Below are 21,484 nucleotides of genomic sequence, written 5' to 3'. Positions count from 1 at the left end.
CTGTCGCGAGAGCAGTCTCTGGGGATGCCAGACATCGACACCCGACTTCGTTACGCGCGTGACCTTGGTGATTCCTTTCGACGGCGAGAGGATCTCGCACGGTCTGCGACATCCGGCCGCCTGCACCGCGTCGCCAGGGGTGCGTACCTCCCGGCGGATGTCTGGACCGAGTTGGACGATCGAAAGAAGTATTTGACTCTCATCCGTGCTGTGGCCACGACGCGGCAATTTCGACCGGTGCTCTCCCACTTCTCTGCCGCTGCCATCCACGGACTTCCCATGGTCGGAGCATGGCCATCCACTGTGCACACGATCGTCGGGCCGACGACGGGTGGCCGGTCGCGCAACTCGGTCGTGAAACACTCGCTTCGGCTCGACGATTCTGACGTCGTGGAGATCGGTGGACTGTTTGTCACGTCAGTGGCCCGCACCGTTCTGGATGTCGCGACCCTGGCATCTCCTCTGGTCGCCGTGACGATGGCAGATCGCGCCGTGCACGTAGACCGCCGCGGGCGAATCCCGCCCATGACGACGAAGGCCGCACTCTTCGACGTCTGGGAGCGTTCGCTGCCGGCCCGTGCCCACGCTCGCACGAAGGAGGTCATCGAGTTTTCAACGGAACTCGCCGACTCTCCGCTGGAATCGGTGAGTCGCGTGAATATGCGCGTGATCGGATGTCCACTCCCACGACTGCAGTTCCCGTTTTCGGACTACCGCGGATTCATTGGCGAGACCGATTTCGACTGGCCCTCGTTCAACCTGATTGGTGAAGCGGATGGCGACATCAAGTACCTGGATGAGCTCTACCGCGGCGGGCGCAGCGCCGAGCAGGTCATGCGCGACGAGCGAGTTCGTGAAAATCGGCTTCGCGCTCTGAAACTGGAGGTTTCACGGTGGAACTGGAGCACCGCCATCCGGCCGGCAGCACTCCGGGCACACCTGCGGGACGCGGGGCTTCCGATCCGATAGTGAACACGCACGGATGCGATTGCGCCCGCACGACACTTTTGCCCCCGCGCGTCAAGGAGCAAAAGTGGCGTGCGGGCGCAATCAGGGACCGGCGGGGCGACATCCTCGCCCGGGACGGGCTCCGGGCGTGTCGCGCGGCGGCCCGAAAGAGCCGCCGCTCCCAGCGACACGCCCGGGTTGCAGCAAATGCCCGGGTGTGGCAGACTCTTCTAGTTCAATACTTCGCCGCTGTGCCAGCGGGCGGATCACTTCCAGGCAGTGCATAGGGCTGAATCTCCGGGTTCGCACCTAGGCCGCGGGTAGCAGAACACGCGCCATCCGGGCGAAAGCCCATTGCCGGGGCGCACACTGAAAACCGACACTGAGATGACCGTGGCGACACGTGTGTCTCGGGCGGGCTGCATGCCCTCGCGCGGAGACCGGTGAGGCACGGTACAAAAACGTAGTGCCGGCAGGGAGACCTGCTGACACGTGAAACAACAACAGTGGTGCGAAAGCGACAGTGCTTTCACGAGCAGTGTTCATCGCAGAGTGTGGGGCCGCCAGGTTCCACCATGTACTACAGAGAGAGAGTCAGGCTATGGCGGGACAGAAGATCCGCATCCGACTTAAGTCGTATGACCACGAGGTCATCGACAGCTCGGCACGCAAGATCGTGGATACGGTCACTCGCGCTGGTGCGACAGTGGTCGGCCCCGTGCCGCTCCCGACGGAGAAGAACGTGATCGCCGTGATCCGTTCCCCGCACAAGTACAAGGACAGCCGCGAGCACTTCGAAAAGCGCACCCACAAACGACTGATCGACATCATCGACCCGACTCCGAAGGCCGTTGACTCGCTCATGCGACTCGACCTGCCCGCCGACGTCAACATCGAGATCAAACTCTGAGTTGTGACGACACCGAGCTGCGAATAAGGACTATTGGACATCATGGCAACAGAGACAACGCGAACCACGAAGGGACTGCTGGGCACGAAGCTCGGCATGACCCAGGTGTGGGACGCCAATAACAAGCTCATCCCGGTCACGGTGATCGAGATCTCGCCGAACGTCGTGACGCAACTGCGCACGCCGGAGATCGACGGCTACAGCGCCGTGCAGATCGCCTACGGCCAGATCGACCCGCGCAAGGCGAACAAGCCGGCGACCGGACACTTCGCCAAGGCCGGCGTCACGCCGCGCCGCCACCTCACCGAGGTGCGCACGGCGGATGCCGCTGACTACTCGCTCGGCCAGGAGCTCGGCGTCGACACCTTCGAGGCCGGCAAGCGCGTTGATGTCGTCGGCACGAGCAAGGGCAAGGGCTTCGCCGGCGTCATGAAGCGCCACAACTTCCAGGGCGTCAGCTCGAGTCACGGTTCGCACCGCAACCACCGCAAGCCCGGCTCGATCGGCGCATCCTCGACCCCGAGCCGCGTGTTCAAGGGCATGCGGATGGCCGGCCGGATGGGCGGGGACCGCGTCTCCGTGCTCGGCCTCACGGTTCACGCCGTGGACCTGGAGAAGAACCTGCTGCTCGTCAAGGGCGCCGTCCCGGGAGCCCGTGGCCGCATCGTCTTCGTCCGCACTTCAGTGAAGGAGGCGTAGGACCATGGCCGACGCTATGACACTCGACGTGATCGACACGAAGGGCAAGAAGGTGAGCTCGGTCGAGCTCCCGTCCGACGTGTTCGACGTCCAGACCAACATCCCGCTCATCCACCAGGTCGTCGTCGCCCAGCGCGCGGCGGCTCGCCAGGGCACGCACAACACGTTGCGTCGTGGCGAGGTCTCCGGTGCTGGTCGCAAGCCGTTCAAGCAGAAGGGGACCGGTCGCGCCCGCCAGGGCTCGATCCGCGCACCCCAGATGACCGGCGGTGGCATCGTCCACGGGCCGCACCCGCGCGACTACTCGCAGCGCACCCCGAAGAAGATGATCGCCGCTGCACTGCTCGGAGCACTGTCCGATCGCGCTCGCGGGGGCAGAATCCACGTCATCGACTCGCTGTCGGTGGGAGACGCCCCTTCGACGAAGGCCGTCGTGTCGCTCCTCTCGGATATCGCCTCGAGCAAGAACGTGCTCATCGTCCTGGAGCGCAGCGACGAGCTGAGCTACAAGAGCGTGCGCAACATCCCGACCGTCCACGTGCTGCCAGTCGACCAGCTGAACGCCTATGACGTTCTCGTGAGCGACGACATCATCTTCACGAAGGGCGCGTTCGACTCCTTCGTCTCTGCCAAGAAAGAGACTGGCAGGACCGAGACCGAGAAGGCGAGTGCGACCGTCAACAGCAAGAACACCGAGGAGGCCAGCGCATGAGCTCCACATACAAGGACCCGCGCGACGTGATCCTGTCGCCGGTCGTCTCCGAGAAGAGCTACGGCCTCATCGACCAGGGCAAGTACACGTTCGAGGTCGACCCTCGTTCGAACAAGACCGAGATCAAGCTCGCGGTCGAGAAGATCTTCAACGTGAAGGTCGCCTCGATCAACACGCTGAACAAGAAGGGCAAGACGCGCCGTACGCGCTTCGGCACCGGCAAGCGCAAAGACACCAAGCGCGCCATCGTCACGCTCAAGTCCGGCTCCATCGATATCTTCACGGCTGTCGGCTAGGGCGCGGAGGAAAGAACCCATGTCAATTCGTAAATACAAGCCAACGACTCCTGGTCGTCGCGGATCGTCGGTCGCGGATTTCGCCGAGATCACCCGCTCGACCCCGGAGAAGTCCCTGCTGCGTCCGCTGCCGAAGACGGGTGGCCGTAACAACGCCGGCCGCATCACGACCCGCCACATCGGCGGAGGTCACAAGCGCCAGTACCGCGTCATCGACTTCAAGCGCAACGACAAGGACGGCGTCAACGCGAAGGTCGCGCACATCGAGTACGACCCGAACCGTACGGCGCGCATCGCGCTCCTGCACTTCGTGGACGGATCCAAGCGCTACATCATCGCTCCCGACAAGCTCAAGCAGGGTGACATCGTCGAGTCGGGCGCATCCGCTGACATCAAGCCCGGCAACAACCTGCCGCTGCGCAACATCCCGGTCGGTACCGTGATCCACGCGATCGAGCTCAAGCCGGGCGGCGGTGCCAAGCTGGCGCGTTCGGCCGGTTCGAGCGTTCGACTCGTCGCGAAGGATGGCCCGTACGCCCAGCTGCGTCTCCCCTCGGGCGAGATCCGCAACGTGGATGCGCGCTGCCGCGCCACGATCGGCGAGGTCGGCAACGCCGAGCAGTCGAACATCAACTGGGGCAAGGCAGGCCGGATGCGGTGGAAGGGTGTTCGCCCGACCGTCCGCGGTGTCGCCATGAACCCGGTCGACCACCCGCACGGTGGTGGTGAGGGCAAGACCTCCGGTGGACGTCATCCGGTGAGCCCATGGGGCCAGAAGGAAGGCCGCACCCGCAAGCCCAACCTCGAGAGCGACAAGCTCATCGTTCGCCGCCGCACCGTCGGCAAGAAGCGTAAGTAGGAGACAGGAAGATGCCACGCAGTCTTAAGAAGGGCCCCTTCGTCGACGATCACCTGCTTCGCAAGGTGATCACGCAGAATACGGCCAAGAGCAAGAACGTGATCAAGACCTGGTCACGCCGCTCGATGATCGTTCCGGCGATGCTCGGCCACACGATCGCCGTCCACGACGGGCGCAAGCACATCCCGGTGTTCGTCACCGAGACGATGGTCGGCCACAAACTTGGGGAATTCGCCCCGACCCGCACCTTCCGCGGCCACGAGAAGGACGACAAGAAGGGCCGCCGCCGCTGACGCGGGGGCGTGAAGGAGGAAGAGAAATGGTGGAGTCGATCGCACGCGTGCGACACATCCGCGTTACCCCTCAGAAGGCTCGTCGTGTCGTCAACATGATTCGCGGCAAGCAGGCTGCAGAGGCCCTGGCCATCCTGAAGTTCGCCCCACAGGGTGCGAGCGAGCCGGTGTACAAGCTCGTGGCATCCGCCATGGCGAACGCGAGGGTCAAGGCCGACAACGAGAACAGCTACCTCGACGAGCAGGACCTGTTCGTCGCGCAGGCGTTCGTCGACGACGGTGCGACGCTCAAGCGTTTCCAGCCGCGCGCGCAGGGCCGGGCATTCCAGATCCTGAAGCGCACGAGCCACATCACCATCGTGCTGTCGACACCAACCGATGCCCACGTCGAGCAGGCCTCGAAGAAGGCAGGGAAGAAGTAATGGGACAGAAAGTCAATCCGTACGGATTCCGTCTCGGGATCACGACCGATCACGTGTCGCGTTGGTTCTCCGACTCGACGAAGGCCGGGCAGCGTTACAGCGACTTCGTCGCAGAGGACGTGAAGATCCGCAACCTGCTCAAGACGAGCCTCGACCGCGCCGGCGTCGCCCGTATCGAGATCGAGCGCACCCGTGACCGTGTCCGCGTGGACATCCACACGGCGCGCCCCGGCATCGTGATCGGACGTCGTGGAGCAGAGGCAGAGCGCATCCGCGCCGACCTCGAGAAGCTCACGGCCAAGCAGATCCAGCTGAACATCCTCGAGGTCAAGAACCCCGAGGCGGAGGCACAGCTCGTCGCCCAGGGCATCGCGGAGCAGCTGAGCGCGCGTGTCGCGTTCCGCCGCGCGATGCGCAAGGGGCTGCAGGGCGCCCAGCGCGCGGGAGCGAAGGGTGTTCGCATCCAGGTCTCCGGTCGACTCGGCGGCGCTGAAATGAGCCGCTCCGAGTTCTACCGCGAGGGCCGTGTGCCGCTGCACACGCTCCGTGCCAACATCGACTACGGCTTCTACGAGGCCCGGACGACGTTCGGCCGCATCGGAGTGAAGGTCTGGATCTACAAGGGCGACATCACGAACCGTGAGCTCGCCCGCGAGCAGGCCACCCAGAAGTCCCAGCGCCCTGAGCGTCGCGACGGCGCAGACCGTCCCCGCCGTGGCGCTCGCACGGATGCCGCCCCGGCGGCCGTAGGAGCAGAGGCCTGACATGTTGATTCCCCGTAAGGTCAAGCACCGCAAGCAGCACCACCCCGGCCGAAGCGGCCAGGCGACCGGTGGCACGAAGGTGTCGTTCGGCGAATTCGGCATCCAGGCCATCACGCCTGCGTACGTCACGAACCGCCAGATCGAGGCCGCCCGTATCGCGATGACCCGTCACATCAAGCGTGGCGGCAAGGTCTGGATCAACGTCTTCCCCGACCGCCCGATCACGAAGAAGCCCGCCGAGACCCGCATGGGTTCCGGTAAGGGTTCCCCCGAGTGGTGGGTCGCGAACATCAAGCCGGGTCGCGTGCTGTTCGAGCTGAGCGGTGTCAATGAGACCATCGCGCGCGAAGCACTCACGCGTGCCATCCACAAGCTGCCGCTCAAGGCACGCATCATCAAGCGCGAGGAGGGCGACGCATAATGGCGATCGGATCCAAAGAGCTTCGCCCAGACGAGCTCGACACCTTCGAAGACGAGAAGCTCGTCGACGAACTCAAGAAGGCCAAGGAAGAGCTGTTCAACCTGCGATTCCAGTCGGCGACCGGCCAGCTCGAGAGCCACGGCCGTCTCCGTGCGGTGAAGCGCGACATCGCGCGCATCTACACGGTGATTCGTGAGCGCGAGCTCGGCATCCGCGCGACCCCCGTCGGGGTCGAGCTGCCGGCGAAGGGCGAGCCGAAGCCGAAGAAGAAGGCGACGAAGAAGGATGACGCACCCGCGACATCCGAGACCGCAGAGTCGGCAGATGCACAGACGACAGGGGAGGACAGCTGATGGCCAAGACCACAGAGAAGGTCGACGCTGAGGCAACCCTCGAGCGCGGCTACCGCAAGACCAGGCGTGGGTACGTCTCGAGCGACAAGATGGACAAGACCATCGTCGTCGAGGTCGAGGACCGCGTGAAGCACCCGCTGTACGGCAAGGTCATCCGCCGTACGTCCAAGGTGAAGGTCCACGACGAGACCAACTCCGCCGGTATCGGCGACCTCGTCGTGATCAGTGAGACCCGTCCGCTGAGCGCCACCAAGCGCTGGCGACTGGTCGAGATCGTCGAGAAGGCCAAGTAAGCCCCCGGGCTTGCTCGTGAAGAGGAACAGACAATGCTTCAGCAGGAATCCAGAGTAAAGGTCGCCGATAACACCGGCGCCAAGGAGTTGCTCACGATTCGCGTTCTCGGCGGCTCGGGGCGGCGCTACGCCGGCCTCGGCGATGTGATCGTGGCGACCGTCAAGGACGCGATCCCGGGCGGAAACGTGAAGAAGGGCGAGGTCGTCAAGGCCGTCATCGTCCGCACCAAGAAGGAGACCCGTCGCCCGGACGGCTCCTACATCAAGTTCGATGAGAATGCCGCAGTGCTGTTGAAGGCGGATGGTGACCCTCGTGGCACCCGCATCTTCGGGCCGGTCGGTCGTGAACTTCGCGACAAGAAGTTCATGAAGATCATCTCGCTGGCACCGGAGGTCATTTAGTCATGGCGAAGATCAAGAAGGGCGACCTCGTGCAGGTCATCAGCGGGCCGAGCCAGGCCCGTGGTGGCGACCGTGGCAAGCAGGGCCGCGTCAAGGAGGTCCTCGTCGAGAGGAACCGTGTGATCGTCGAGGGCATCAACTTCGTCACGAAGCACACCCGCGTCGGCCAGACCCAGCGCGGCACGAAGACCGGCGGTCTCGAGACGTTCGAGTCCCCCATCCACATTTCCAACGTCGCCCTTGTCGACCCGAAGACGAAGAAGCCGACGCGAGTCGGCTACCGCGTCGAGAAGAACGCCGAGGGCAAGACCGTGCGCGTGCGCATTTCGAAGAGCTCAGGTGAGGACCTGTAATGACTGACACGACTACTGCCGCGCCGGCTGTCAAGGTGCAGCCGCGCCTCAAGCAGAAGTACCAGGCCGAGATCTCGGCCCAGCTGAAGAAGGACTTCGGCTTCACGAACGTGCACCAGGTGCCCGGGCTCGTGAAGATCGTGGTCAACACCGGGGTCGGGGAGGCCGCCCGCGATGGAAAGATCATCGACGGCGCCGTCAAGGACCTCGCTGCCATCACCGGCCAGAAGCCCCAGGTCACGGCCGCTCGCAAGTCGATCGCGCAGTTCAAGCTGCGCGAGGGTCAGCCGATCGGCGCCCACGTCACCCTTCGTGGCGACCGTGCATGGGAGTTCCTCGACCGTCTGCTGACGCTCGCGCTTCCCCGCATCCGTGACTTCCGCGGCCTGTCCGACCGGCAGTTCGACGGCAACGGCAACTACACCTTCGGTCTCAACGAGCAGGCGATGTTCCACGAGATCGATCAGGACAAGATCGACCGCGTTCGCGGGTTCGACATCACCGTCGTGACGACGGCGAAGAACGACGACGAGGGTCGTGCGCTTCTCAAGGCGCTCGGCTTCCCGTTCCGCAGCAACGAGACAACCGACCAGCAGTAAACGATCGACTCAGGTCGGCATTCGCGTAACGGATGTCGAAACCAGGACGAGAAACAGGAACACCATCATGACAATGACAGATCCGGTAGCAGACCTGCTCACCAGACTGCGTAACGCCAATTCCGCGTACCACGAGACCGTGTCGATGCCGAGCAGCAAGCTCAAGACGCACATCTCGGAGATCCTCAAGACCGAGGGTTACATCACCGCGTGGAAGGTCGAGCCGGCTCGCGTCGGTTCGACGCTCACCATCGACCTCAAGTACGGGCCCAACCGCGAACGCTCCATTGCGGGCATCAAGCGCGTGTCCAAGCCCGGATTGCGCGTCTACGCCAAGTCGACCGAGATCCCCCGTGTTCTCGGTGGCCTCGGTGTGGCGATCCTGTCCACCTCCTCCGGCCTCCTCACGGACCGCCAGGCGACAGAGAAGGGCGTGGGTGGGGAAGTCCTCGCCTACGTGTGGTAGCCGACAATGTCACGAATCGGAAGACTTCCCATCGACGTGCCGTCCGGCGTCAATGTCACTGTCGACGGCTCGGCCGTCACGGTCAAGGGCCCGAAGGGCGAGCTCAGCCTCACCGTCGCCAGCCCCATCGAGGTCAAGCTCGAGGATGGCCAGGTCCTGGTCAGCCGTCCGGATGACGAGCGCGAGTCGCGTTCGCTCCACGGCCTCACGCGGACCCTCATCCACAACCAGATCATCGGCGTCACCGAGGGATACACCAAGGGGCTCGAGATCGTGGGGACCGGTTACCGGGTCGCCCAGAAGGGCAACGGGCTCGAGTTCGCGCTCGGCTTCTCACACTCCATCACCGTCGAACCGCCGGCCGGCATCACCTTCTCCGTGGAGGGCAACACGAAGCTCGCCGTCCACGGGATCGACAAGCAGCAGGTCGGCGAAGTCGCGGCCAACATCCGCAAGCTGCGCAAGCCCGAGCCCTACAAGGGCAAAGGCGTGCGGTATGCGGGCGAGGTTGTCCGCCGCAAGGCCGGAAAGGCTGGTAAGTAAACCATGGCTACAGGTACACGAGGAAAGAGCAAGTCGGCTGCACGCGACCGGCGTCACGCACGCCTTCGCAAGAAGGTCGTCGGCACCGAGTCGCGTCCGCGTCTGGTCGTCACCCGTTCCGCCCGCCACGTCTTCGTCCAGGTCGTCGATGACAGCAAGGGTCGTACCCTCGCCTCGGCGTCGACCATGGAAACCGAATTGCGCGGACTCTCCGCCGACAAGACCGCCAAGGCGCGGAAGGTCGGAGAGCTCGTCGCGGAGCGTGCCAAGAAAGCCGGCATCGACGCGGTCGTCTTCGACCGTGGCGGAAGCCGCTACGCCGGTCGCGTCGCCGCGATCGCCGAGGGAGCTCGAGAGGGTGGATTGAACCTGTGAGCACGGAGAGTACTAATGAGAAGGAGCAGACAGTGACTGCAGAAGCGACCGAGGTCGACACGACCGCTCAGGCCGCCGCTGTGACTGCCGAGACGCCGGAAGCGGATGTCGCGAACGAGCCCCGTGAGGCGCGTCGCGGTGGCCGCGAACGCAACCCGAACCAGCAGCGCGGAAGCCGCGACTCCGAGAAGAGCCAGTTCCTCGAGCGCGTCGTCACGATCAACCGCGTGTCGAAGGTCGTCAAGGGCGGTCGTCGCTTCAGCTTCACCGCACTCGTCGTCGTCGGCGACGGAAACGGTCTCGTCGGGGTCGGCTACGGCAAGGCCCGCGAGGTTCCCACCGCGATCTCTAAGGGCGTCGAGGAGGCGAAGAAGAACTTCTTCCGCGTCCCGCGCGTCGGCAACAGCATCCCGCACCCGGTTCAGGGCGAGGCGGCCGCAGGGGTCGTCCTCCTGCGTCCGGCCGCCGCAGGTACCGGTGTCATCGCCGGCGGCCCGGTGCGCGCCGTTCTCGAGTGTGCGGGCATCCACGACGTCCTGAGCAAGTCGCTCGGTTCGTCGAACACCATCAACATCGTCCACGCGACCGTCGCAGCACTGCAGCAGCTCGAAGAGCCGAGTGCGGTCGCCGGGCGTCGCGGACTTTCGATCGAGCACGTCGTCCCTGCGCAGATCCTGCGGATCCAGGCGGAGACGTCCAAGGCGAAAGCCACGTCAGAGAAGGCAGGTGTCTGATGGCTCGCCTCAAAGTGACGCAGATCAAGTCCAGGATCAGTGAAAAGCAGAACCAGCGCGACACCCTGCGGAGCCTCGGGCTCAAGCGCATCGGCGATGTCGTGGTGCGCGAGGACAACTCGCAGAACCGCGGATACGTCCGTACCGTGGCGCACCTGGTCAAAGTCGAGGAGATTGACTAATGGCTGACGAAGCCGAGAAGAAGAAGCCCGCCGCCAAGGCCGCGCCGAAGACGGCAGCCTCGAAGGATGCAGCGCCCAAGGCCGCCGCATCCAAGGCTGCTGCGCCCAAGGCTGCCGCGAAGCCGGCCGCCGCCAAGAGCACGACGGCGAAGGATGCCGCTGCAAAGCCGGCCGCCAAGGCCGCCGCGTCGAAGACTGCTGCCGCCAAGGCCGAGCCCAAGGCCGCTGCCTCGAAGAGTGCTGCAGGCAAGGCGCCCGCCGCCAAGGCCGCTGCTGCCAAGGCTCCGGCCGCGAAGGCGGCCTCGAAGGATGTCGTGTCCCGCCCGCAGGTGCTGAAGATGCACCACCTCCGCCCCGCTCCAGGAGCGAAGACGGCGAAGACCCGAGTCGGTCGTGGTGAAGCGTCCAAGGGTAAGACCGCGGGGCGTGGTACCAAGGGCACGAAGGCCCGCTACCAGGTTCGTGTTGGACTCGAGGGTGGAAACCTGAACAGTGTCATGCGCACCCCGAAGCTGCGCGGGTTCAAGAACCCGTTCCGCGTCGAGTACCAGGTCGTGAACCTCGAACGCCTCGCCGAGCTGTACCCCAAGGGTGGCGACGTGACCGTGAGCGACCTCGTCGCGAAGGGCGCTGTCCGCAAGAACGAGAAGGTCAAGGTTCTCGGGGCGGGTGAGATTGACGTTAAGCTGAATGTTGCGGTCGACAAGATCTCCGGCTCAGCCGAGCAGAAGATCCTGGCCGCAGGCGGCTCCGTCAAGTGAGCTGGACGGATGGCTCGCCATCCGGACATGCCCACGTATGAGCTGTAGCCGCCACGGTTCCCATCAGGGGACCGCGGCACTGCACTACCCGTAAATTCAGGAGGCCTCGTGTTCGGCGCAATCATGCGGATCTTCCGCACGCCCGATCTTCGCAGGAAGATCGGTTTCACGCTGGGCATCATCGCGCTGTTCCGGCTCGGGTCGTTCATCCCGACCCCGTTCATCGACTATGTGAACGTGCAGACGTGTCTTGGACAGAACTCCGGTACGACCGGGCTCTACGACCTCGTCAACCTGTTCAGTGGCGGGGCGCTCCTGCAGCTCTCGATCTTCGCGCTCGGCATCATGCCGTACATCACCGCGTCGATCATCGTGCAGCTCCTGCGCGTCGTCATCCCACACTTCGACACCCTGTACAAGGAGGGCCAGGCCGGCCAGGCCAAGCTCACACAGTACACGCGGTACCTCACGATCGGCCTCGCGATCCTGCAGTCGACGACACTCATCACGGTCGCCCGCAGCGGAGCGCTCTTCCCGAGCTCGACCGGCACCCCCGAGTGCAGCCAACTCATCAGCAACGACTCCTGGTACGCCATCCTGCTCATGGTCATCACCATGACGGCAGGTACGGGCCTCATCATGTGGATGGGCGAGCTCATCACCGAGCGCGGCATCGGCAACGGGATGTCGCTCCTCATCTTCATCTCGATCGCCGCCCAGTTCCCGACCGCCCTGTGGGGCATCCAGGTCGCGAAGGGCTTCGAGGCGTTCCTGCTGGTCCTCGTGATCGGGTTGATCATCATGACGCTCGTCGTGTTCGTCGAGCAGTCGCAGAGACGTGTGCCGGTGCAGTACGCGAAACGGATGGTCGGGCGCCGCACCTACGGCGGCAACAACACCTACATTCCGATCAAGGTCAACATGGCGGGCGTGATCCCGGTGATCTTCGCCTCGAGCCTGCTGTACCTTCCCGCACTCGTCGCGCAGTTCAACCAGCCGCAGCCGGGAGAGGCGCCGGCAGCGTGGGTGTCGTGGATCACGGACAACCTGCGCTCCGGTGACAGCGCGCTCTACATGCTCGTGTACTTCCTGCTCAACATCGGCTTCACCTACTTCTACGTCGCGATCACCTTCAACCCCGAAGAGGTCGCCGACAACATGAAGAAGTACGGCGGATTCATCCCCGGCATCCGGGCAGGTCGGCCGACGGCCGAGTACCTCGACTATGTGCTGACGAGGATCACCCTCCCCGGGTCGCTCTATCTCGGCATCGTCGCGCTCATACCGCTGTTCGCCCTGAGTTGGTTCGGGGCGAACCAGAACTTCCCGTTCGGCGGCGCGAGCATCCTCATCATCGTGGGCGTCGGCCTCGAAACGGTGAAGCAGATCGACGCGCAGCTGCAGCAGCGACACTATGAGGGCCTGCTGCGATGACCGGCCGCTTTCTCATCATCGGACCTCCGGGGGCGGGGAAGGGAACGCAGGCGGCACGGTTGTCCGAGCTGTTCGGCATCCCTGCCATCGCCACGGGCGACATCTTCCGCTACAACATCAAGAACGAGACGCCGCTCGGCATCGAGGTCAAGAGCATCGTGGATGCCGGCGACTACGTTCCCGACTCGCTCACCAACGAGCTCGTCCGCTCCCGTCTCGAGGAGCCGGATGCCGCCAATGGATTCCTGCTCGACGGCTATCCGCGCACGACATCCCAGGTGCAGTTCCTGGATGAGATCCTCGCCGAGAAGCATCAGGGACTGGATGCCGTGATCCGGCTGGTCGCGGATGTCGAGGTCGTCGTGGCGCGGCTGCGCAAGCGCGCGATCGAGCAGGGGCGGGTCGACGACTCCGAGGATGCCATCCGGCACCGCCAGGACGTGTTCCGTCGTGAGACGGCTCCGCTCATCGAAACCTACGGCGAGCGCGGGATGCTCGTCACGGTCGATGGCATCGGCGATGTGGATGCGGTCGCCGAGCGGATCATCACCGGTCTCGCCGAGCGGGGGATCGAGATCCCCGACGACGAACCGGATGTCGCCGTCCGCTGAATCCTCGCTCCGCCCGGGTTGGCGCGGCGGGCAGAATTAACATAAGATTGATCCTTGGTGTCTGGGGGCTGCGTTTCCGCATGCCCACGCCACCGACAATCATCCGCACGACCAGCATCCAGTACTACTCACGTTAGCGAGTTATGGCAAAAAAAGACGGCGTCATCGAGATCGAGGGCTCAGTAGTCGAGGCTCTTCCCAACGCGATGTTTCGCGTTGAGTTGACCAACGGCCATCGCGTTCTCGCGCACATCTCAGGCAAGATGCGCCAGCACTACATCCGAATCCTCCCGGAGGACAAGGTGATCGTAGAGCTCAGCCCATACGACCTGACGCGGGGACGTATCGTCTACCGCTACAAGTAGAACCGGCTGCTGGAAAGTAACGGCCCGCGGCACTCCGCGAGCACGACGACAGCGAAAAGGCAACACTCATGAAGGTCAACCCCAGCGTCAAGAAGATCTGTGACAAGTGCAAGGTGATCCGCCGTAATGGCCGGGTCATGGTCATTTGCGAGAACCCGCGTCACAAGCAGCGTCAGGGCTGACAGCGAAGGTCATTTCTGACCTTCGCAGCCTCGATGCTGGCGAGCGTCCCGCTCGCACGGTCCCGTGGACTACATAACTGAAAACACCACATCGTGGCGTAAGAAGCTCCTCTCGGAGCCGACACCACCGGTTGGAGGCCGGTGTACTTCGCTTCGTCAGACCTCCACACACTCACAGGAGTAGCCAGAATGGCTCGTTTAGCAGGAGTCGACATCCCGCGCGACAAGCGCGTGGAGGTCGCATTGACCTACATCTACGGAGTCGGCCGTACGAGTGCCCTCAAGGCCCTCGCCGCCACCGACATCAGCGGAGAGATCCGCGTCAAGGACCTCAGCGATGACCAGCTCATCGCGCTCCGCGACTACATCGAAGGAAACTTCAAGGTAGAGGGCGACCTCCGCCGTGAGGTCGCAGCCGACATCCGCCGCAAGGTCGAGATCGGAAGCTACCAGGGTATCCGTCACCGCAAGGGCCTTCCGGTCCACGGACAGCGCACCAAGACCAACGCCCGTACCCGCAAGGGCCCGAAGCGCACCGTCGCCGGTAAGAAGAAGGCCCGCTAAGCGCGGCCGCCCAGAGATTTCGACAGGAGACCACACATGGCTACACCGAAGACCGCGGCACGCAAGCCGCGTCGCAAGGAAAAGAAGAACGTCGCCGTGGGCCAGGCCCACATCAAGTCGACCTTCAACAACACGATCGTCACGATCACGGACCCCAGCGGGGCCGTGCTCAGCTGGTCCTCGTCTGGCGTCGTCGGATTCAAGGGCTCGCGCAAGTCGACCCCGTACGCCGCACAGATGTCGGCAGAGTCGGCTGCGCGCCAGGCGCAGGAGCACGGTGTCAAGAAGGTCGATGTCTTCGTGAAGGGCCCGGGTTCGGGTCGCGAGACGGCGATCCGTTCGCTTCAGGCCGCCGGCCTCGAGGTGGGCTCGATCAATGACGTCACTCCGCAGGCGCACAACGGATGCCGCCCGCCCAAACGGCGCCGTGTCTAACCAGAACTAAGCGTCAGATCCGACGGGCAGAGCCGGTCGGTGCTGGCGTCGCCGCGAAGGCCGGAAATGGCCTTCGCTCCAAGCTCCAGCGCACAACTCAACAGACCGACGGGCCAGCCACCTCGTCGAAAGCACAAGTGTCAAATAGCGGACACTTCGCCGAAAGGAATCAACCGTGCTCATTGCACAGCGACCGACCCTCACCGAAGAGAACATCTCCGAGTTCCGTTCGCGGTTCATCATCGAACCGCTCGAACCCGGCTTCGGCTACACCCTGGGGAACTCACTCCGTCGTACCCTCCTGTCATCCATCCCGGGGGCAGCGGTCACGAGCATCCGTCTCGACGGTGTGCTCCACGAGTTCAGCACCATCCCCGGCGTGAAGGAAGACGTCACCGAGATCATCCTGAACATCAAGGGGCTCGTCGTCTCGAGCGAGCACGATGAGCCCATCACCGCGTACCTGCGCAAGCAGGGTTCTGGGGAGGTCACGGCGGCGGACATCTCCGCGCCGGCCGGTGTCGAGATCCACAACCCGGAACTCGTCATCGCCACCCTCAACGACAAGGCGCGGTTCGAACTCGAGCTGACGATCGAGCGCGGCCGCGGATACGTGTCCGCGACGCAGAACCGCAACGAGTTCAGCGAGGCGGGCCAGATCCCGATCGACTCGATCTACTCTCCCGTTCTCAAGGTCACCTACCGCGTCGAGGCGACGCGTGCCGGTGAGCGCACCGACTTCGACCGGTTGGTCGTGGATGTCGAGACCAAGAATGCGATCACCCCTCGCGACGCGATCGCGTCGGCCGGTCGCACGCTGACCGAGCTGTTCGGACTCGCGCGCGAACTGAACTCCGCCGCAGAGGGCATCGAGATCGGCCCGGCGCCGGTGGATGCCGTCCTGTCGAGCGAGCTGAGCATGCCGATCGAGGACCTCGACCTGTCCGTGCGCAGCTACAACTGCCTGAAGCGCGAGGGCATCAACTCGGTGAGCGAGCTCGTCGCGCTCTCGGAGACGCAGCTCATGAACATCCGGAACTTCGGTTCGAAGTCCGTCGAGGAGGTCAAGGACAAGCTCGTCGAACTCGGCCTCTCCCTCAAGGACACGGTTCCCGGATTCGACGGCGCCCACTTCTACAGCGGGTACGACGACGACGAGAGCAACTGAGCTCGGCCCTGACCAATCTGATCCTGGAGAAAACCAACAATGCCTAAGCCAACCAAGGGCCCGCGTCTCGGCGGCGGACCGGCTCACGAGCGACTCCTGCTTGCGAACCTCGCCGCCGCGCTGTTCACCCACAAGAGCATCAAGACCACCGAGACGAAGGCGAAGCGCCTTCGCCCGGTTGCCGAGCGCCTCATCACGTTCGCGAAGCGGGGCGACCTGCACGCGCGTCGCCGCGTCCTCGCGGTGATCGGTGACAAGGGAGTCGTCCACGAGCTGTTCACCCAGATCGCACCACTCGTCGCGGAGCGCGATGGCGGCTACACGCGCATCACGAAGCTGGGTTTCCGCAAGGGCGACAACGCACCGATGGTACAGATCGAGCTCGTTCTCGAGCCGGTCAACGCCAAGCCCCGCGCCAAGGCGGAGACGAAGAAGCCGAAGGCTGCTCCGGTCGAGGATGTCGTCGAGGAGTCCGCGGAGGTGCCTGCCGAGGACGCGCCCGCCGAGGACGTGCCCGTGGCAGATGCCGCTGCTGAGGCTTCTGCAGAGGCGGTCGAGACCGAAGAGGCGCCCGTCGAGGCGGATGTCGTCGAGATCGAGCGCGCAGAGGAGGCGGAGGCCGCCGACGAGGCCGCCGACGCCGACTCTGAGGTAGCCGGCGACTCGGACAAGTAGTCCCGACAACATCGACAACCCGTTCGAAGGGGGGTCGGGCTCGAAAGAGCCCGGCCCCCCTTTCGTTTGGCGAACGGCTGGTCTGGCCGTAGTGTCGTCATCCATGAAGAGCATGACCCGGCTTCGAGACCGCGTCGAGGCGCCCCGCGTCCTCCCGGTCCCTGAATCCACGGACGACATCAGGTGGCGGCCGGCGACCGCTGACGACGTCGACGCGCTCCTGGACTGCGCGCGGGCCATCGATGCCGTCGATCATCCGCACTTCGTGACGACGAGGGAGGAGATCGAGGAGGAGCTCGGCCACTCCTACGTCTCCCTGGAGCATGACTCCCTCCTCGCGGTCAGTCGCACCGGCGGGGTGCTCGCCTTCGGTATGGCGGTGCTCGGCCCCGGCCAGGAAACCCTCGTGCGCTCGATCCTGGAGGGCGGCGTGCGGCCGTCGGAACGCGGCAAAGGCATCGGCCGGAAGATGCTGGCCTGGCAGGAGGCCCGCGCACTGCAGCAGTTCGCAGGTTCGGACAAGGAACTGCCCGGCTGGATGATCGTGTGGACCGACGAGAGGGCCAGCGCGACGATCCATCTCGCCGAGCGCGCAGGGTTTCGGATTGCCCGATACTTCCTCGAACTGCGGCGGGATCTCTCGGAACCCATCCGCACTCGACCGCTTGACGGGTTCGAGATCGTGCCGTTCGACGCTGCAGGATCTGAGGCAGCACGACTCGCGCGGAACGACTCCTTCCGAGACCACTGGGGCAGCCAGCCGACCTCGGAGGAGAACTGGAACGAGATGGTCGCGCGCTCGGTGTTCCGCCCCGACCTCTCCTTCCTCGCCATCGCGCCGGATGGCGAGGTCGCCGGGTTCGTGATCAGCGAGGTCAACCAGGAGGACTTCGCGCCGCAGGGGTTCAGTTCGGCCTACATCAACCTCGTGGGCGTGCGCCGCGCACACCGCGGACGAGGCATCGCCCCTGCCCTTCTCACCCGCACGCTCGAAGCGGTCGCCGCCGCAGGACTCGAGATGGCCGTGCTCGACGTCGATGCCGAGAATCCGACCGGCGCTCTCGGCCTTTACACCGGGGTGGGTTTCACCGAAGCCAACCGCAGTCTGCAGCTCAACAAGGAGTTCTGAACCGAGCCTCAGGACGGTCGCGGCGCGAGGCCGTAGTCGTTGGCGCTCAGGAGCGGTGGCAGTTCCGCCAACCGTTGCAGGGCATCCTTCACCGTCTTGGCGTAGAGGGCGCCTCCACTGGGACCGGGATGGATCTGGTCGCGAGCGAGCAGACTGAGCTTCCCCGCGATGGCATTGTGCCAATTGGCCAGTTCGACGTTGCGATACCGGAGCGCGAAGGCCGCGAGCGCGGCGTTCACCCCCGGGGTCCACCCGCGAGGTGCCTGGACGTTCACGACGACGATGTGGTGATCCGTGCCGGCGAGCATTCGAATCTGGTCGAGGACCTTGGGCTCGATCGGGCCGTTGGTGCCGAGCCCGAGGAGGATGGTCGGTCGCAGCTTTCCCTTCTTCTTGAGCGAAGAAAGGATCGCCGGCGCCTGAACCAGTTGGCGTGAGACGACGGCGTTGATCGAGATGCCGGGGAATGCCTGGGCCAACTCCGGCGCGGAGGCGAGCATGACAGAGTCCCCGATCGCGGTGATCTGGTCCCCGGCCGGAATCGCGACGGGGGCGGATTCGATCGGCGTGGCAGGCGTCGGAATGGGGGCCGGGGGCGAGGCGATCGCACTGCCGGCGTCGATGATCGTCTCGGCATCCGTTTCACCCGGGTCGAGCGTGATGGCCATCACGGATGCGGCACCCGCCAGCAGCACGAGGCAGGCAGCCAGGGCGCTCGCGACGACGCGTGTCACCGTGGCGCGCCAGCCGGGCGCGGGAGCTCTCGCTTCCCGCCGGCGTGACCAGAACCAGTGGCGCAGGGTGTGCCGGAATCCATTCCTCCGGATCGGCTGCTCGATGTAGCGGTAGGACAGGGTCGCCGCGAGCAGGGTCGCGATAAGAGCGATTCCGCCGAGAATCCACCCCCCGCCCCCATCGAGTGAGAGGGAGGGAAGGAATGCCGCCGCGAGGACGAACGCGGGCCAGTGCCACAGGTACAGGCCGTAGGAGCGCTCGCCCACCCACCTCAGGGGCGCGACATCCAGGACCCTCCCCAGCGCGGACGCCGGCATCGTCGCCCCGCCGATCGCGACGGCCGTGAGCAGCGCGACGACTGCGAGCCCGCCCTGGTAGGTCACGTCGGCATCGGCGGGCAGGATGACGGAGGCCACGAGGAGACCCGCCACCGCGATCGCGCCCACGGTGGGCAGCGCGATTCTCGACCAGCGCGGCCAGGCGAGCGGCCACGGCCACCAGCGGGCGTTGGCGAACGCGAGGATGGCGCCGATCGCGAGGCCGAAACTGTGCGTGTCGGTGCCGTAATACACGCGCGTGGCGTCGCCGCCCGGCGAGTAGAGGAACCACATGGCGGCGATCGAGACTGCGGCGAGCACCCCGAGCACGGCGCAGCGGATGGCCGTGCTGCGGACGAGCAGCAGGGCGAGAAGCGCGAGCGGCCACACGAGGTAGAACTGCTCCTCGACCGCGAGCGACCACAGGTTGCGGAACAGTTCGGGATTCGCCTCCGTGAAGTAGCTCGAACCGCTCGCGATGGACAGCCAGTTGCTGCTGAAGGTCGCGGCGCCGAGCACCTGGCGTCCCAGGCCGACGAGGACATTGCCCCCCGCCACGAGGGCGAGTGAGCAGCACGCGAGAACGAGGACGACGAGCGCGGGAAGCAGCCGCCGCGCCCGACGGCGCCAGAAGTCGGCAAGACGGATCCTCCCGTTCTTGTCGTGCTCCCTGATGAGCAGGGCCGTGATCAGGAACCCGCTGATGACGAAGAAGATGTCGACGCCGAGGTAGCCCCCCGGCAGCGCACCAGGGGTGAGGTGGAACAGGATCACGGTGGTGACCGCGATGGCGCGCAGGCCGTCGAGTCCCGCGAATCGCGCGGGCGGGGAAGGCCGGCTCTTCGTGGCGGGCTGCGTCTTCTGTGGCATCTCCGTCCAAGCTTCCCCCGCGCGGCGGCGAGGGTCAATTGCTGGAAGAGGCATGCCCCGCCCTCAGTAGACTCGGCGTGTGGCATTGGCATCCGAACGCGGGCATGACGGCCAGGATGACGGGTCGATCCGCCTGAGGCTCGACATCGCATACGACGGCACCGCATTCAGGGGCTGGGGTCGCCAGCCGGGTTTACGCACGGTGCAGGGCGTGCTCGAAGATACTCTCGCCACCGTGTTCGGGCGCCTGGGAGAACCGCCAACGCTCACTGTCGCCGGACGTACGGATGCCGGGGTGCACGCTCTCGGGCAGGTTGCGCACCTCGATCTCTCGCCGGACCAGCGCGCAGGACTCAGCCGCAGTCGACCGCGAAGCGGCGCATCCGCCCTCGCAGATCGCCTCAACGGCATCGCAGGCCTCGACACCGACGTGTGGGTCGCGAGCTCGAGCATCGCCCCGCCCGGTTTCGACGCCCGATTCTCAGCCGTCTGGCGCCGATACGAGTACCGGATTGCGGACGCCGACGCTCCCCGCAACCCGCTCGAGCGGGCGGGAACGCTCTGGTTCCCCGGCCGACTGGATGTCGGGGCCATGGACGAGGCGGCAGGCGGGCTCCTCGGCCTCCACGACTGGGCATCCTTCTGCAAGTCCAGGGAGGGATCGACGAGCATCCGAACCCTCCAGGAGTTCTCGTGGTCCCGGAACGACGCCGGTGTCCTGGTGGCCAGGGTGAAAGCCGACGCGTTCTGTCACAGCATGGTCCGCGCGCTGGTCGGCGCGACGATCGCCGTCGGGCAGGGACGACTGACCGCGACGAGGCTCCTCGAGCTCCGCGAGGCGCTCGCCAGGACGAGTGAGTTCAAGGTCGTGCCGGCGAAAGGCCTGACGCTCATGGAGGTCGGGTATCCGGATGACGAGGACCTCGCCGCGCGAGCGGAGCAGACCCGCGCGAAGAGGGACCCGATCGGCGAGCGGAGCTGACCTCCTCGTTTGACCGGGCCCGTCGCGTCGGCTATTCTTGATCCTTGGTGTCCGCGCCAGCGGGCGCCCGAAGTTGAGCCCTCCACCGGATTCGTTCACGACGTGTCTTCGCCGTCAACGGCCACGGAGTGGGATTCACGAACAACTCCCTTCGAACAGAGAGCAGTACCGAATCATGCGTACATACACGCCGAAGCCCGACACCGTCACTCGCGAGTGGCTCGTGATCGATGCCACGGATGTCGTGCTCGGCCGACTCGCCAGCCACGTCGCCGTCCTCCTCCGCGGCAAGCACAAGCCGACCTTCGCCCCGCACGTCGACACGGGGGATTTCGTCATCGTCATCAATGCGGACAAGGTCGCGCTCACCGGCGCGAAGCTGGAGCAGAAGAAGTCGTACACGCACTCCGGTTATCCGGGCGGACTGTCCGCCACCACGTACTCGCAGATGCTCGCGAAGCACCCCACCCGCGCCGTCGAGAAGGCCGTCCGCGGCATGCTCCCGAAGAACTCGATCGGTCGCGCCCAGCTCAGCAAGCTCAAGGTCTACGCCGGTGCTGAGCACCCCCACGCTGCACAGCAGCCCAAGCCCTACTCACTGACCCAGGTCGCGCAGTAGCGCCGGCTGAATA

33 protein-coding genes are annotated in these 21,484 nt (G+C 65.1%); 32 read left to right on the top strand and 1 reads right to left on the bottom strand.

Annotated features, from left to right (window positions below):
- The first annotated feature begins 24 nt into the window (after window positions 1–24).
- The 30 genes from BKA04_RS05870 to BKA04_RS05725 all read left to right on the top strand — a co-directional run bounded on the left by BKA04_RS05870 (window position 25) and on the right by BKA04_RS05725 (window position 17,948).
- Entirely contained in the window at window positions 25–969 is a 945-nt protein-coding gene (locus BKA04_RS05870) for a hypothetical protein (protein ID WP_134542244.1), read from the top strand.
- A 580-nt stretch (window positions 970–1,549) separates the two neighbouring features.
- Window positions 1,550–1,858: a 30S ribosomal protein S10 gene (gene rpsJ, locus BKA04_RS05865; protein ID WP_009773132.1), complete on the top strand. Its 309-nt coding sequence runs from the start codon at window positions 1,550–1,552 to the stop codon at window positions 1,856–1,858.
- A 42-nt stretch (window positions 1,859–1,900) separates the two neighbouring features.
- Window positions 1,901–2,557 carry a 50S ribosomal protein L3 gene (gene rplC / locus BKA04_RS05860; RefSeq protein WP_104096660.1) on the top strand — a complete coding sequence of 219 codons (657 nt, stop codon included), beginning with the start codon at window positions 1,901–1,903 and terminating at the stop codon, window positions 2,555–2,557.
- A 4-nt stretch (window positions 2,558–2,561) separates the two neighbouring features.
- The gene (rplD, locus tag BKA04_RS05855; RefSeq protein WP_104095569.1) at window positions 2,562–3,269 is read left to right on the top strand and encodes a 50S ribosomal protein L4; all 708 of its coding nucleotides are present in this window, start codon (window positions 2,562–2,564) and stop codon (window positions 3,267–3,269) included.
- Complete coding sequence (gene rplW, locus BKA04_RS05850) at window positions 3,266–3,565, top strand: 50S ribosomal protein L23 (RefSeq protein WP_104095568.1); 300 nt, start codon at window positions 3,266–3,268, stop codon at window positions 3,563–3,565. The genes rplD and rplW overlap by 4 nt, the downstream gene beginning before the upstream one ends.
- A 19-nt stretch (window positions 3,566–3,584) precedes the next feature.
- The gene (rplB, locus tag BKA04_RS05845) at window positions 3,585–4,424 is read left to right on the top strand and encodes a 50S ribosomal protein L2 (RefSeq protein WP_104095567.1); all 840 of its coding nucleotides are present in this window, start codon (window positions 3,585–3,587) and stop codon (window positions 4,422–4,424) included.
- 11 nt (window positions 4,425–4,435) lie between these two features.
- Window positions 4,436–4,717 carry a 30S ribosomal protein S19 gene (gene rpsS, locus BKA04_RS05840; protein ID WP_104095566.1) on the top strand — a complete coding sequence of 94 codons (282 nt, stop codon included), beginning with the start codon at window positions 4,436–4,438 and terminating at the stop codon, window positions 4,715–4,717.
- Between the two features lie 26 nt (window positions 4,718–4,743).
- On the top strand, window positions 4,744–5,139 hold the full coding sequence (rplV, locus tag BKA04_RS05835) for a 50S ribosomal protein L22 (RefSeq protein WP_104095565.1): 396 nt from the start codon (window positions 4,744–4,746) through the stop codon (window positions 5,137–5,139).
- Window positions 5,139–5,903, top strand: a complete 765-nt coding sequence (gene rpsC, locus BKA04_RS05830; protein WP_104095564.1) for a 30S ribosomal protein S3 — start codon at window positions 5,139–5,141, stop codon at window positions 5,901–5,903. The genes rplV and rpsC overlap by 1 nt, the downstream gene beginning before the upstream one ends.
- Before the next feature lies 1 nt (window position 5,904).
- Window positions 5,905–6,324, top strand: coding sequence for a 50S ribosomal protein L16 (gene rplP / locus BKA04_RS05825; protein ID WP_104095563.1), 420 nt, complete (start codon window positions 5,905–5,907; stop codon window positions 6,322–6,324).
- Window positions 6,324–6,677: a 50S ribosomal protein L29 gene (gene rpmC / locus BKA04_RS05820; RefSeq protein ID WP_104095562.1), complete on the top strand. Its 354-nt coding sequence runs from the start codon at window positions 6,324–6,326 to the stop codon at window positions 6,675–6,677. Before rplP ends, rpmC begins: the two co-directional genes overlap by 1 nt.
- Complete coding sequence (gene rpsQ / locus BKA04_RS05815) at window positions 6,677–6,970, top strand: 30S ribosomal protein S17 (protein ID WP_104095561.1); 294 nt, start codon at window positions 6,677–6,679, stop codon at window positions 6,968–6,970. The genes rpmC and rpsQ overlap by 1 nt, the downstream gene beginning before the upstream one ends.
- 33 nt (window positions 6,971–7,003) lie before the next feature.
- A complete protein-coding gene (gene rplN, locus BKA04_RS05810; protein ID WP_104095560.1) occupies window positions 7,004–7,372 on the top strand; it encodes a 50S ribosomal protein L14 in 369 nt (122 codons plus the stop codon).
- Window positions 7,373–7,374: 2 nt separating this feature from the next.
- Window positions 7,375–7,725 carry a 50S ribosomal protein L24 gene (gene rplX, locus BKA04_RS05805; RefSeq protein ID WP_104095559.1) on the top strand — a complete coding sequence of 117 codons (351 nt, stop codon included), beginning with the start codon at window positions 7,375–7,377 and terminating at the stop codon, window positions 7,723–7,725.
- Window positions 7,725–8,324 (top strand): 50S ribosomal protein L5, encoded by a 600-nt coding sequence (rplE, locus tag BKA04_RS05800; protein ID WP_104095558.1) that lies wholly within the window; start codon window positions 7,725–7,727, stop codon window positions 8,322–8,324. The genes rplX and rplE overlap by 1 nt, the downstream gene beginning before the upstream one ends.
- Before the next feature lie 67 nt (window positions 8,325–8,391).
- On the top strand, window positions 8,392–8,790 hold the full coding sequence (gene rpsH, locus BKA04_RS05795; protein WP_104095557.1) for a 30S ribosomal protein S8: 399 nt from the start codon (window positions 8,392–8,394) through the stop codon (window positions 8,788–8,790).
- Window positions 8,791–8,796: 6 nt separating this feature from the next.
- A complete protein-coding gene (rplF, locus tag BKA04_RS05790; RefSeq protein ID WP_104095556.1) occupies window positions 8,797–9,333 on the top strand; it encodes a 50S ribosomal protein L6 in 537 nt (178 codons plus the stop codon).
- Window positions 9,334–9,336: 3 nt separating this feature from the next.
- Window positions 9,337–9,708, top strand: a complete 372-nt coding sequence (gene rplR / locus BKA04_RS05785; RefSeq protein ID WP_104095555.1) for a 50S ribosomal protein L18 — start codon at window positions 9,337–9,339, stop codon at window positions 9,706–9,708.
- A gap of 32 nt (window positions 9,709–9,740) precedes the next feature.
- Window positions 9,741–10,442, top strand: a complete 702-nt coding sequence (gene rpsE, locus BKA04_RS05780) for a 30S ribosomal protein S5 (RefSeq protein WP_104096659.1) — start codon at window positions 9,741–9,743, stop codon at window positions 10,440–10,442.
- Window positions 10,442–10,624: a 50S ribosomal protein L30 gene (gene rpmD, locus BKA04_RS05775; RefSeq protein ID WP_174719817.1), complete on the top strand. Its 183-nt coding sequence runs from the start codon at window positions 10,442–10,444 to the stop codon at window positions 10,622–10,624. Before rpsE ends, rpmD begins: the two co-directional genes overlap by 1 nt.
- The gene (gene rplO / locus BKA04_RS05770; protein ID WP_104095554.1) at window positions 10,624–11,385 is read left to right on the top strand and encodes a 50S ribosomal protein L15; all 762 of its coding nucleotides are present in this window, start codon (window positions 10,624–10,626) and stop codon (window positions 11,383–11,385) included. The genes rpmD and rplO overlap by 1 nt, the downstream gene beginning before the upstream one ends.
- A gap of 108 nt (window positions 11,386–11,493) precedes the next feature.
- A complete protein-coding gene (gene secY / locus BKA04_RS05765) occupies window positions 11,494–12,819 on the top strand; it encodes a preprotein translocase subunit SecY (protein WP_104095553.1) in 1,326 nt (441 codons plus the stop codon).
- Complete coding sequence (locus tag BKA04_RS05760) at window positions 12,816–13,430, top strand: adenylate kinase (RefSeq protein WP_104095552.1); 615 nt, start codon at window positions 12,816–12,818, stop codon at window positions 13,428–13,430. Before secY ends, BKA04_RS05760 begins: the two co-directional genes overlap by 4 nt.
- A gap of 143 nt (window positions 13,431–13,573) precedes the next feature.
- Window positions 13,574–13,795: a translation initiation factor IF-1 gene (infA, locus tag BKA04_RS05755; protein ID WP_104095551.1), complete on the top strand. Its 222-nt coding sequence runs from the start codon at window positions 13,574–13,576 to the stop codon at window positions 13,793–13,795.
- 68 nt (window positions 13,796–13,863) lie between these two features.
- On the top strand, window positions 13,864–13,977 hold the full coding sequence (gene rpmJ, locus BKA04_RS05750; protein ID WP_011186712.1) for a 50S ribosomal protein L36: 114 nt from the start codon (window positions 13,864–13,866) through the stop codon (window positions 13,975–13,977).
- A 189-nt stretch (window positions 13,978–14,166) separates the two neighbouring features.
- The gene (gene rpsM, locus BKA04_RS05745; RefSeq protein WP_104095550.1) at window positions 14,167–14,541 is read left to right on the top strand and encodes a 30S ribosomal protein S13; all 375 of its coding nucleotides are present in this window, start codon (window positions 14,167–14,169) and stop codon (window positions 14,539–14,541) included.
- A 36-nt stretch (window positions 14,542–14,577) separates the two neighbouring features.
- A complete protein-coding gene (gene rpsK / locus BKA04_RS05740; RefSeq protein ID WP_104095549.1) occupies window positions 14,578–14,976 on the top strand; it encodes a 30S ribosomal protein S11 in 399 nt (132 codons plus the stop codon).
- A gap of 175 nt (window positions 14,977–15,151) precedes the next feature.
- Complete coding sequence (locus BKA04_RS05735; RefSeq protein ID WP_104095548.1) at window positions 15,152–16,144, top strand: DNA-directed RNA polymerase subunit alpha; 993 nt, start codon at window positions 15,152–15,154, stop codon at window positions 16,142–16,144.
- A 39-nt stretch (window positions 16,145–16,183) separates the two neighbouring features.
- Entirely contained in the window at window positions 16,184–16,819 is a 636-nt protein-coding gene (rplQ, locus tag BKA04_RS05730; RefSeq protein WP_104095547.1) for a 50S ribosomal protein L17, read from the top strand.
- A gap of 103 nt (window positions 16,820–16,922) precedes the next feature.
- Complete coding sequence (locus tag BKA04_RS05725; RefSeq protein WP_104095546.1) at window positions 16,923–17,948, top strand: GNAT family N-acetyltransferase; 1,026 nt, start codon at window positions 16,923–16,925, stop codon at window positions 17,946–17,948.
- Between the two features lie 8 nt (window positions 17,949–17,956).
- Here the strand turns inward: BKA04_RS05725 and BKA04_RS05720 are convergent, their stop codons facing one another.
- Complete coding sequence (locus tag BKA04_RS05720) at window positions 17,957–19,870, bottom strand: acyltransferase family protein (protein WP_167309681.1); 1,914 nt, start codon at window positions 19,868–19,870, stop codon at window positions 17,957–17,959.
- Between the two features lie 79 nt (window positions 19,871–19,949).
- On the opposite strand from BKA04_RS05720, the gene BKA04_RS05715 reads away from it, so the two are divergent.
- Window positions 19,950–20,852 carry a tRNA pseudouridine synthase A gene (locus BKA04_RS05715; RefSeq protein WP_232841982.1) on the top strand — a complete coding sequence of 301 codons (903 nt, stop codon included), beginning with the start codon at window positions 19,950–19,952 and terminating at the stop codon, window positions 20,850–20,852.
- A 175-nt stretch (window positions 20,853–21,027) separates the two neighbouring features.
- On the top strand, window positions 21,028–21,471 hold the full coding sequence (gene rplM / locus BKA04_RS05710; protein ID WP_104095544.1) for a 50S ribosomal protein L13: 444 nt from the start codon (window positions 21,028–21,030) through the stop codon (window positions 21,469–21,471).
- Window positions 21,472–21,484: the final 13 nt, after the last annotated feature.

Origin of the sequence: Terrimesophilobacter mesophilus, from assembly GCF_014200375.1 — a bacterium.
GTDB lineage: Bacteria > Actinomycetota > Actinomycetes > Actinomycetales > Microbacteriaceae > Terrimesophilobacter > Terrimesophilobacter mesophilus.
The sequence above is the reverse complement of the archived record's forward strand: the minus strand, read 5'-3'. Positions and strand labels throughout refer to the sequence as shown.